The following is an 11,414-nucleotide window of genomic DNA, read 5'->3' as shown; positions in this document are numbered from 1 at the left end:
TCACAAAAACTGTCGCGGGATGGAGCAGCCCGGTAGCTCGTCAGGCTCATAACCTGAAGGTCGTAGGTTCAAATCCTACTCCCGCAACCAACGTCGGAAACTCTCAATGCAGCCCGTTCAGACTACAATTGATCCCCCGGATCAATTGATTAACGTCTTCACCTCGTCAGGCTCATAACCTGAAGGCTGAGGAGGAATAGTGATCAATCCCGTGGATCGACCACCCGACAAACGCGCAAAACGCCCGACCAAAGGTTCAAAGCCTGCTACCCTAACCAACGTCACAGGAAACCGTTGATTTTGGCCAATGTTGCCGTGTTGACCGCGACGCTTGATTTTCTGGCCGATAGACGTTTGGTGCGGCGGCCGTCTCCGGGTAGGTGGGCGCCTTCCTGGGACCGGAACGCTTCAATCAAACCAGACAGACCGCTATCAAAAGCGCCGGATGCCGTTGCGTCTGGGTCCAGTGCTATGAAGAACTGGCCGGTTTTGGGCGGGCCGCCCTTGGTGCCGGAAAATGGCGATGCGTTGATGCCCAAAGTGGCACCGGTCAGGGCCGCGGCCATAAGCTCGACCATTACGGCAACGCCGACGCCCTTGTAGCCGCCCGAAGGCGCCATCGACCCTTTCAGGCCGCTCTCGGGATCGGTCGTAGGGTTGCCCTCGGCATCCAATGCCCAGCCCAGGGGGATCGGCTTGCCTTCGCGGGCATGTTTCATGACTTCGCTTTTGGCGATGGTGCTTGCGCTTTGGTCGATCAACAGGGCGGGTTCACCATCAATACCGGGCGCTGCGACAGAGAACGGATTTGTGCCGACCACAGGTTTGGCCGCCCCGGACGGGGCAATGGAGGCGGGCGCATTTGTAAAGCCAAGGCCAACCAACCCGGTCTGTGCCAGCCGGTAGGTATGATAGCCCAGCACACCGCAATTGTAGCTGTTCTTTATGGCCAGAACGGCAACGCCTTGCTCTCGCGCGGCGGGGATCAGGGATTTGAACCCCAGGTCGATGGCGGAATGGGCAAAGCCCGTTGCGGCATCAACTGTTACCACACCGGGCTTGGGTCGCGACAGGACCGGAACAGCGTTCCCATCGACCTTGCCGCATTGAACATGCTCGCAATAGATCGGGATATAGGCCAGCCCGTGACTTGCGACCCCGTCCGCTTCGGTTGCTGCTGTGGCCTGGGCCAATGGGCGGGCATTGTCCGGGGAAGTCCCGGCCGCGACCAACGCGCGAAAAGACAGGTCTTCGATTTCTTCAAGGGTCAGGGTTTGCGTGTCGGTCAACTGGATGCCTCTTCAATCATTGTCAGAATCCCCGGCCCCTGCGCCCAGCAAGCGGGATTCCTCGGTTGCCGGGGCGTAGGTGAGATGCGCAAAGCGGTTCAGCGCAGCCCAGGCTTCAGGGCTAGGATAGGCGCGCGAGCGGTGTTTTCGGGGCGCGTTCAGGGTGCCGCCTTGCGATAGAACGACCTTCTGAGCGCTGGCAGGTAGATTGTCCGGTGCCATGAGGTGATGGCCATCTGTTACAGCGTGCATATCGTCGAGCTCGATCGATACAACCGCTTGCAGGGTATGGGCGGCATGTGACGCAAAGGGAAGCAACAGGGCGGGGGTGGCGACGTCTCGCATCTCAATCCGGCTCGCCTTAAGCAGATGGACGAAATCGGACACCATCGGGCCGACGGACAGGGGGCACAGTTGGCGTTCCGCCTGCCAGGGTCCGTCGATATGACGGGGGCGATGCGCATCGGGGGTTGATGTCAATCCCAGCCCCAACAATTGGGCCAGAGTTTCCGCGCCATCCAGGCCCTGCAAACAAAGCCAACGAGCGGCTTTCGACGCCTCTTCGGCCTGACCCCAACCATAGCCCGCTCCGCGTGTGGCACGCTTGGCAGTTGCTTCCATCTCGTTGAGTGAAAAATTCATGTGGTGGCCTGAGGATAGACCCAAAGGTCTGCGTTTTCAGGGGTCAGGTCTTCGGGATAGGGCGCTCCGGAATACATGCAGATGCGCACCCAACGATCCGAGCGTGGGTCAAAATGCGTGGCGCCAAAGAAAGACAGCTTTGCGCGCAGCATGTCGATGGGCAGCACATCGGACCCGATGGTGTTGTCGCGAATTTCGCCATAGGGCGCCAAAGGCACCATCTGGATGCGACGGACACTGTGGCGATGCTCGGGATGGCGCAGCAGAAACTCGGCCACAGTTTGATCGTCGTCCCACCCCTCAAGCGCTGAATAGGCTGCGGTTGCGTCCCGTGCCGGGGCCAGAGGCTGCTCATAGTCAGCAATCGGTTCTTCAAACCGTTCGCCAAGGCGGGGTTCCAGTTTCTCTTCAGACACGTACCAGGCACGGGCACAGTTGTTACGCGCCTTCCAATCCAGATCCAACGCCCAGCCATAGGTGCGCCGGATCAGGTCGCGCAATTGCCCGATTGGCATCGCCCCATTGATCACAAAGGCTTGCGCATGGCTGTCCGCCATGCAAGATCCCATGCCGTCCACAAGGTCGGGATAAGGTTCCAGGATCAGCGAGGCCAACAACTCCTGCCCTTCTTCGCTGAGCGCGGTTTCGGACCACGTCACCATCCGGTCCCACGAGTGGAATCCGGTCAGGTCATCGTGTTGCAGGTAAGTGTCGATCGCGCGCAGATCGGCGCTCAGCGCCTTCAGCTTTTCGATCTGCAACGGGTGCTGAGATTGCCACCATGAGATCGACAGCTTGCTGCGTTGATAAATGTCGTTGAACATGGCGATTTCGTCGACTGATGCCTGATCCACCGAGCGGACCCGGGCGATCGCTTCTTCCCGTGCCATGATCCAATTGTTGAAAAGGACCGGGTGATTGACGATGAACGGTGCCATGCCAAGACCGGTCGAATTGCCGATGCCCAGCCATCGGGCAATCTCTGCATCCAACTGCACGGTCTGATCGCCCCCTTTGACGTTGGCCATGTGCTGGACCAGATCCCGCACAAAGGTTCGGGTTAGAAAAACCGAAAGCATCTCGACCTGAAAGGGTGCATCGGTCTCAGCACGGTTGGCGAGGGTCTCGCGATCTGCGGCCCCGAACTTGCCCGAGCCATAGACGGCGGTTGTGCGCATCAGATACCCGATCTGATAGATCTGCTCCAGATCCGGTTGTCGCCCAGCGGCCAGCGCGTTCACCACATGATCCCACAGCCGGACCGAGCGGTTGGCGCGCGACAGGGACAGCTCAGTCTCGGTGATCCGACCGGCCTCTTGCAAGGGGACGTTCTTTGACAGGCGGTCCAGATCAGCATCTGAGGGGATACCGTCGAACAGCGTGAAAGTGGCGTCCCAGGCCTCGGCAATCACGCGGTCTGATCTTTTGTCCGCTGGCAGATCATGCGCAAAGGCGACCAGCGAATAGGCCCGTTCCGGCCCCTGCGCGGTATAGACCGCGCGGCCAACGCCCCTGGCGTCGATGTCGAATACAGGGCGCGAGAAGGACCATTTGTCCCGCGCCATGCGCCGTGTCAGTTGCCGCATGAAACTCAGCCGACACTGATGCAAAGAGCCCAACCGCGACAACCGCATGACGGTGGCCGGGTCGCGCCTTTCGATCTGTGTCTGTTTCTGAGCGTCCATCTACCTATCCCTGAGGGCCAAAGTTCTCGGCAAAGAACCGATACCAGTTTCCACCCATGATCCCGGCCACGTCATCGTCGCTCAGACCGGTTGCGCGCAAACCCTGTTCGATATTTCCAAAATCCCGGTTGTCCCGGAACCAAGTGGGCATGGGCGGAAAACCGGGATTACCGGCAGAGCCTTCGCCATAGTCAATGTCCTTGGACCAGCGGCCTACACGCATCCATTCGACCACGCTGTCGGGTTGATCCTGGCACAGATCGGTGCCGATCCCCAAATGTTCCGGCCCGTAGGTTTCGGCCGTGCGCGCGATCATCTCGCAAAAGCTGGTCAGTGTGCAGTCAGACTTGTCCTTCAGATGATGAGGATAGACCGAAAATCCCAGCATCCCACCTTTTTCGGTCACCGCCCGGATCACCGCATCGCGCTTGTTGCGCAAGGCAGGCGCCCAATCAAAAGGGTTGGCGTGAGTGATCGCGATGGGGCGCTCGGACAGTTCCGCAGCCTCGATCGTCGACCGATCCGCCGAATGGCTCATATCCACGACCAGCCCGACCCGATTCATTTCCTTGATCACCTGACGGCCCATGCGTGTGATGCCGGTGTCTTCGGTCTCATAGCACCCGGTCGCCAGAAGGGACTGGTTGTTATAGGTCAGCTGCATGAACCGCGCGCCCAGCGTATGGACGATTTCCACCAGCCCGATATCATCTTCGATCGGGGACGGGTTTTGAAAGCCAAAGAACACCGCCGTGCGTCCGGTTTCACGGGCCTTGTCGATATCGCTGGCCCACAGGCCTTTCATGATCAGGTCGGGATATTGCTCGAACCACCTGTTCCACTTTTCAAAGTTCAGAACGGTTTCGCGGAAATTCTCGTGATAGGCGATGGTCACATGGATCGCGTCCACGCCCCCTTCGCGCAGCTGCCGAAAAATCTTTTCCGACCAATTGGCGTATTGCAGCCCGTCGATCCGCATCACACCGGCTTACCTGCGCTGATATAGGCGGTTTTGACCGTGGTGTAGAACTCGGCAGCGGCCTTGCCCTGCTCACGCGGACCGTAAGAGCTGTCGCCGCGGCCCCCGAACGGCACGTGATAGTCGGTTCCGGCGGTCGGCAGGTTCACCGTGACAACCCCGGTGCGCGCGTTGCGGCGGAAATGCGTGGCGCGGGCCAGGCTTTGGGTGACAATGCCCGAGGTCAGGCCGAAGTTGGTGTCGTTCACCGTCGCCAAGGCTTCATCATAGCTGTCGACCTTGATCACACTGGTTAGCGGCGCGAACATTTCTTCGCGGTTGATGCGCATGGCGTTTGAGGTGTTCAGGAATACGCCGGGGCTCATGTAATAGCCGTCATGCGGCATCTCCAGACGCACCCCACCGCAGGCCAATTCGGCCCCTTCGGATTTGCCCAGATCCACATAGGCCAGATTCTCTGCCAATTGCTGATTGCTGACGACAGGGCCCATCTGTGTGCCATCTTCAAGCGCGTGGCCCACTTTCATTGCGCTGGCACCTGACACCAGCTTGTCAACAAAGGCGTCGTGAATGGCCGCATGCACCACCAGCCGCGAGGATGCGGTGCATTTCTGACCCGTGCCGCCAAAGGCCCCACCCAGTGCAAGCGAAACAGCAAGATCGAGATCGGCATCATCCATCACGGCCAGAGCGTTTTTCGACCCCATCTCCATCTGCACCTTGGTCAGGTTCTGAATGGCGGCTGCGGCAATTCCCTTACCCACCGGGACCGAGCCGGTGAACGAGATGGCGTTCACCTTTGGGCTTTCCACCAAACGCTGACCGATGCTGCGCCCTGAGCCCATGACAAGGCTGAAAAGACCCTTGGGAATGTCCTGACGGCTGATGATTTCAGTCAAGGCCACGGCTGAGGCCGGGGTGATATTGGCCGGCTTCCAGACCACCGCATTGCCGTAACACAAGGCGGGTGCGATCTTCCATGACGCGGTTGCGGTCGGAAAGTTCCACGGGCTGATAACCGCGACAACGCCCACCGCCTCGCGCCGGACATCGACCTCGATATCGGGGCGCACGGAATCGGCGTTCTCACCGATTTGGCGCAGGCATTCAGCGGCATAATAGGTAAAGAACTGACCGGCGCGATACACCTCGCCCTTGCCTTCGGCCAGGGGTTTGCCCTCTTCCCGGCTGAGCAATGTGCCCAGCTCTTCGGCGCGGGCCATCAGCTCGTTGCCGATATTCATCAGCACAGCCTGCTTGCGTTCCAGCCCATAGGCCGCCCATTCGGCCTGCGCCACACGCGCCTGATCCAGCGTCGCTTCAAGCTGACCCACGCTGGCCTGCGCAAAATGGCCGATCAGGTCGCTCAGGTCGGACGGGTTGCGGTTTTCGATTTCGCTTTCACCGGTAAGCCATTCACCGGCGATCAGGTTCAGATTGGTCACGGTCTACCCCGATTCAGAATTGTCCGGCGTAGAATGGACTCGGGTGCCAATATCAGTCAAACTCAAATAACTTAAGAAAACTTAAGAGAAATTGAAATATGGCCATCAAAATCGAAATGTTGCGCTGCTTCTGCGCCGTCGCACAAAGTGGCAACCTGTCCGAGGCGGCTGACGGTCTGGGACGCACGCAGTCTGCGGTGTCAATGATGTTGAAGCAGTTCGAAAACCATCTGGGCAAGAAACTGTTTGTGGGCGAGCGCAAGAACCAACTTTCGGCCCTGGGTGAGCAGGTGTTCGAGCTGTCCCAACGCCAGATCCGGCAGTTTGATGAGACTGTACAGGCCATCGAAGCTGCAGCCGACGCAACCCATGGTCAGATACGCATTGCCGCTGTCCCCTCGGTTGCGGCTTTGATTTTTCCTGCCGTGCTTCAACATATGACGCGCCTTTATCCCGGCCTGAAGGTCGAGCTGCGGGATACGGACACGCAACAGGTGCTGGATGCTCTTGCAGATGGCAAGGCGGATATCGGCATCGCGTCGGGCTTTCACCCGCTGAAAGGCGTCAGGGCAACACCCTTGTTTGAAGACCGCTTTGGGCTGGTCTGCGCCTCGGATCACCCATTGATCACAAGGGCTGCGCCACCAACCGTCGATGACGTGATCGCTGCCCCGATTGTCCGCAACGCCCTGTGCGACCTGATTGAAACGCCGCGACTGATGTCGGCCATCGAGGATGCGGATGTCACCATCCACAACACGCACTCGCTGATCACCATGGTCCAGACGGGCGACTGGGTGACTGTGCTGCCGCAAACCGTCGCGCGGTTCCTTCCTGAAAGTACAGCGTTCCGGGCGGTTGCGGATCTGCCCGATACGCGACAGGTTTACCTGTACGTCAACGAACGATCCCGGTTCGGCGATATGACCGAAGCCTGTAGCGCCTTTGTTCTGAGCCGAAAGTTGATTTGATAACACCAGAAGCAGTTCTGGCCGGGCCGGATGGCAGCGCATCAATCGAGGCTCGACGGGGATTTCCGTTCCTTGTATTGCCAGCGATGAAAAGAAATGAATACGCTTTGGGCAGGTGACGCTGTCCCCCGGCTGCCTGCTGTTAGGTAGCAAGCGTCAATGCCATTGGCCGGGCAGCATAAAAACGATTGGAACCACATGCGATTTTTCCTGCGACTTCTGACTGTTCTTGCTGTGGCCGTTGTGGTGCTGGGTGTCGGTGCCTGGCTTGTCTTGTCGTCATCGCTGTTCTCGCCTCTGCGCGCTTCGCTGGTCGAACGCATTCTGGCCAACAAACTCGGGCAGGAAGTCCGGCTTGAGGGTGATCTGTCGATCGGGTTAGGGCGCAAGCTGGATATTTCGGCATCGGGTTTGGTTCTTCCCGGCCAGGCCACGGACGGGACCGATCTTGCCAAGGTCGAAACGCTGGGGTTTGAGCTTTTGACCCACGATTTGCTGCGCGGGAAGGTGTCGATCAGCAATCTGGCCGTCTCGGGCGTAAACCTCTCGCTGCTCACCTCTTCAGAGGGTCAGACCTCGTGGTCGAAGCTTGAAAATCAGAGCAAATCGAAAGCGAAAAACACGGACCAAAAGCACCCGCTGTCCGAGTTTCTGGCAGATGGCAAGATCAGGCTGAACGACGCGGAAATCCTGTATCAAAACGCTCAAAAGGGGTGGGAGTTTGATGTAAAACTGTCCGATCTTGTGCTTGATGAGGGATCGCCGGGCGAGCCATTGTCTGCCAAAGGGTCCGGCTCGGTAAATGGCCAGACCTTCGCGCTGAGCGGGGTGTATCCCAAAGACAAACCCTTTAGCGCGACGTTGAAGTTTGACCACGTAACGGTTGAGGTCACGCAGATTGATGCAAAAGCGGGACTTGCGGTGCAGGCCAAGGCCGATGTGGCCGAGCTGGGGCAGCTACTGGACATCATGAAGCTCAACCGCGTTCTGGAAGGGACGGGTCAAGTCAGCGCGACCTATTCAAACGCGGGCGGTGTCGCGCGGGTGGATGATCTGGATGTGCAGGCCGCGCTCAGCACCGGGCAAAGCCTGAATCTGACTGGGCATATGGGTGAACTTGGAAACCCGGCAGATGTGTCACTGACCACTGTGATCAACCTTTATCCAAAAGGGTCCGAGCCCGCGCCAACACAGTCGCGCTATGATCTGAAATTGGTGTCGGTCGACATGGTCATGGACGCCGTGCCGGGTCAGACCCCGAAACGCAGCATGGTGATCAAGACCAACGGCTTTACGCTGGACACCACCGGCGAAGGCCCGCCACCCGTGAAATTCTCTGAGATTTCGCGCACCACAGAGGGCACCCTGCGCGTCGGCAGCGTGGCTTTGCGGTTGGGCAATCCGGCTGCGCCTTTTCTGATTCTGGATGGTGCGGTGTCAGACGCATTGCAGCTGCAGGGCATTGCCGCGAAGGGTACGCTTGATCTGCCTGCGCACAGCTTGCTGTCCTCGCAGCCGCCCAAGGTCGACGACAAGCTGGGCACCTTTACAGGGGGCTTTGAACTGAGCGGCGGGATCGACCAGCTTTCCCTGTCAGATCTGGACGGCAAAACCAGCGGAACGGATGTCTGGAGCCTTGAGGTCAAAGGCAAGGTCAAGAATGTCCTCAAATTCGAAGATCTGGATCTTGCGATTGGTATCGATGTCCCCTCGGGCGCCGAACTGTTGCAGGCCATGGCGCTGGAGCCGGTCAAAACCGGGGCCACCAAGCTGAAAATCGATGTGCGCAGTCATCTGACGGATTGGGACGCCGCGGTTGACGTGGCGGTTGGCGACTCGGGCCTGAAACTGACGGCGGATTTGGATGATGCGACCTCGGATCCGGTGCTGCATGGCAAGATCGAAAGCGACCTGATCAAGATCGATCAGCTGCAATCCATTGTGCTGGCTGCGGCACAGCTGAGAAAACTTGGCGCGCCCGAAACCGAAGACAGCAAGGAAGAGACGACCGAAGGCCCCTTGAAGGACGTGACCCTCAAGCCGATTGGCCAGTCGATCCTGTTGTCCGGTGCGAACATGGATATCGTGGTTGATCTGCACCACATCGAAGGCGCCAAGGGTGTCAGCAGCATCCACAGCGAAGTGACTTTGAACAAGAACGAGCTCAAAGCCGGGCCGCTGACCTTTGAATATGGCGGGGGACACTTTGACGTTCATGGCACGATGGACCTGACGAATGATGACCACAAGCTGACGGTATCCGGCAAAGCCGGCGGGTGGCAGTTGGAAGAGATCCTGCATCACCTCAAGTTCAAGAAAGGCGCCAGTGGCACGATGTATGCCGATTTCAACGTCACCGGCGGGGTCGAATCTGTTCAGCATTTCACCAGCTCGATGACCGGGGACGCAACCGTTTCCCTTCACAACGGGTCGATTGAAACGCAATTGCTGGACATCGCGGGGCTGGGTCTGTTGCCTTGGGTCTTTTCCAAAGACAAGCAGAAGGTGGCCCCGATCGTTTGCCTGCGTGCGCCCTTGGCGCTGTCAAATGGGACAATCAAGACACGGCAAACGACCATGGAAACAGACGTTGTTCAGGTGGTCGCCTTCGGTGAGGTGAACCTTGCGCAGAAGGCGATCGATCTCAACCTGCAGCCGCGCAAAATCGGGAAACCTCTGTCCCGCAGTCCGTGGCCGGTTACGGTTATCGGACCTTTGCAAAAGCCGAAAGTCAAGGTGAAGGACGGCCCAAAACGGCTCAAGCGGAAGGACGGTGCCGACAAGATGCCCGCAAATCGCCAGCCCTGCGTGCCCGATATCCTGCAACTGCAATAGGGCTTTGTGCCGTCTGTGACACAAGTCAGTCGACGGTTTTCACTGCGGCATAAAGGGTTCTGAATCGGTTCAACCGTGCGGTCAGCGCGGTAGGATCACCGGGTTCGAACCTGTCGGCGTGCGGAGGCTGCTCTGCCAGATCGGTCAAGGACAGCGCGCCGTCGCTGCACGCGGCAAGCCGGGCCGCACCGTAGGCCGGCCCTGAATCCGCGCCCTCTGATCGGACGATGGGCTTTCCGATCACGGTCGCGATCAGACCCAGCAACAGATCCGATTGGCTGCCACCCCCAATGGCGGAAAGCGCGGGCAGATTGTCTATCGTGTCGCCAAAGCTCTGCGCCGCATCGGCAAAACAAAATGCGATGGCTTCTACGACCGAACGGCAGATATCCGCACGCGTCGTTGAATCTTCGAGCCCGAAGAAACAACCCCGGATATGTGGATCCCCAAGGGGGCTGCGCTCGCCGGTCAGATAGGGCAGGAACACGGGCAGGCGGTCACCACTGACCGTTTCGGCCAGGGCGACAACTTCGGCGGCGCTCAGCCCCAGTTGACCGCCGATCCAGGCAATCGGACGTGCGCCGTTCAACATGGCGGCCATCTGAAACCAGCGGTTCGGCAGCGTATGGGCGAACGCATGCACATAGCGTTCGGGATTGGGCCGAAACACCTGATCCGCCACAAACAGCTGACCGGACGTTCCCAGCGATATGAAGCCGCGCCCCGGCTCGGTGGCGCCCAGCGACACTGCTCCTGTGGCCGCATCCCCGCCTCCGGCGACGACGGGCAGGCCTTGGGGCAAGCCGGTTTCTGCCGCCGCCTGTGCGGTGACGGTTCCAACGATATCGTGGCCATTTGAGACCGGCGGCAACCAATCGGGGTCCACATCCGTGGCCCTCGCGATATCGGTGTTCCATGTGCGTGTCGCCTGATCCAGCCAAAGCGTGCCCGCAGCGTCGGAGGCGTCTGTCGCCAGGCCGCCGTGCAGGCACAATCCGATATAGTCCTTGGGCAGAAGGATATGGGCAAGCTGCGCGTACCGATCTGGTTCATGCTGCTTGAGCCAGGCGATCTTGGGTGCTGTAAAACCGGGCAGGGGCAGGACGCCAGAGATGTGCCCGATCTGCGGTTGCGCGGCGCGCAGATCATCGCATTCTTGCACCGCCCTGCTGTCATTCCACAGGATCGCGGGGCGGATGGGCCGACAGTTGCGGTCCAGCAGAACGGCACCATGCATCTGCCCGGACAATCCGATGGCCGTAACCTGTGACAGGGCGACTTTGCCCGCAAGCTGTTGCAACGCGTCACAGGTCGCGTGCCACCACTGATCGGGGTGCTGTTCAGACCAGCCCGGTTGCGGCGACGAAAGCTCAAGCCCGACGGAAGATGTGGCAAGGATCTGGTCGGCCTGCGCACAGACAAGCTTGACCGCAGATGTACCGATATCGATCCCAAGATACATTTGAACCCCTTGCCCCGCGCAGAATCTGGCAATAGATTTTTAGCGCGCGCAAAGAATACGTAAAGCTATGACAAGATCAAGGCGGGGACGATCCACAGGCAGACTG

Annotated in this window: 8 protein-coding genes and 1 tRNA gene; 3 read left to right on the top strand and 6 right to left on the bottom strand. The window is 59.2% G+C overall.

Translation table 11 applies throughout. From position 1 onward, the window contains the following. The first annotated feature begins 13 nt into the window (after nucleotides 1–13). Nucleotides 14–90 (top strand) — tRNA-Met (locus ACR0AG_RS14845). 191 nt (nucleotides 91–281) lie between these two features. Here ACR0AG_RS14845 and ACR0AG_RS14840 read toward each other — a convergent pair. The 5 genes from ACR0AG_RS14840 to ACR0AG_RS14820 are packed head-to-tail and all read right to left on the bottom strand — an operon-like array spanning nucleotide 282 to nucleotide 6,040. After that, nucleotides 282–1,289: an Ldh family oxidoreductase gene (locus tag ACR0AG_RS14840; RefSeq protein ID WP_480840245.1), complete on the bottom strand. Its 1,008-nt coding sequence runs from the start codon at nucleotides 1,287–1,289 to the stop codon at nucleotides 282–284. Nucleotides 1,290–1,301: 12 nt separating this feature from the next. After that, a complete protein-coding gene (locus ACR0AG_RS14835; protein ID WP_480840243.1) occupies nucleotides 1,302–1,931 on the bottom strand; it encodes a DUF3726 domain-containing protein in 630 nt (209 codons plus the stop codon). Then, a complete protein-coding gene (locus ACR0AG_RS14830) occupies nucleotides 1,928–3,616 on the bottom strand; it encodes a hypothetical protein (RefSeq protein ID WP_480840241.1) in 1,689 nt (562 codons plus the stop codon). Before ACR0AG_RS14830 ends, ACR0AG_RS14835 begins: the two co-directional genes overlap by 4 nt. Before the next feature lie 4 nt (nucleotides 3,617–3,620). Beyond that, the gene (locus tag ACR0AG_RS14825; protein WP_480840252.1) at nucleotides 3,621–4,595 is read right to left on the bottom strand and encodes a membrane dipeptidase; all 975 of its coding nucleotides are present in this window, start codon (nucleotides 4,593–4,595) and stop codon (nucleotides 3,621–3,623) included. Next, complete coding sequence (locus tag ACR0AG_RS14820) at nucleotides 4,595–6,040, bottom strand: aldehyde dehydrogenase family protein (RefSeq protein ID WP_480840239.1); 1,446 nt, start codon at nucleotides 6,038–6,040, stop codon at nucleotides 4,595–4,597. The genes ACR0AG_RS14825 and ACR0AG_RS14820 overlap by 1 nt, the downstream gene beginning before the upstream one ends. Before the next feature lie 98 nt (nucleotides 6,041–6,138). On the opposite strand from ACR0AG_RS14820, the gene ACR0AG_RS14815 reads away from it, so the two are divergent. Both ACR0AG_RS14815 and ACR0AG_RS14810 read left to right on the top strand, forming a co-directional pair. Next, on the top strand, nucleotides 6,139–7,011 hold the full coding sequence (locus ACR0AG_RS14815) for a LysR family transcriptional regulator (protein ID WP_480840237.1): 873 nt from the start codon (nucleotides 6,139–6,141) through the stop codon (nucleotides 7,009–7,011). A gap of 198 nt (nucleotides 7,012–7,209) precedes the next feature. Beyond that, nucleotides 7,210–9,846: an AsmA family protein gene (locus ACR0AG_RS14810; RefSeq protein WP_480840235.1), complete on the top strand. Its 2,637-nt coding sequence runs from the start codon at nucleotides 7,210–7,212 to the stop codon at nucleotides 9,844–9,846. A 25-nt stretch (nucleotides 9,847–9,871) separates the two neighbouring features. On the opposite strand, the gene xylB is transcribed toward ACR0AG_RS14810, so the two are convergent. Beyond that, nucleotides 9,872–11,308: a xylulokinase gene (xylB, locus tag ACR0AG_RS14805; RefSeq protein ID WP_480840233.1), complete on the bottom strand. Its 1,437-nt coding sequence runs from the start codon at nucleotides 11,306–11,308 to the stop codon at nucleotides 9,872–9,874. Nucleotides 11,309–11,414 lie beyond the last annotated feature (106 nt).

The sequence above is a fragment of the Ruegeria sp. H6 genome (assembly GCF_056532975.1).
This window is presented reverse-complemented; position numbering and strand designations above follow the sequence as displayed.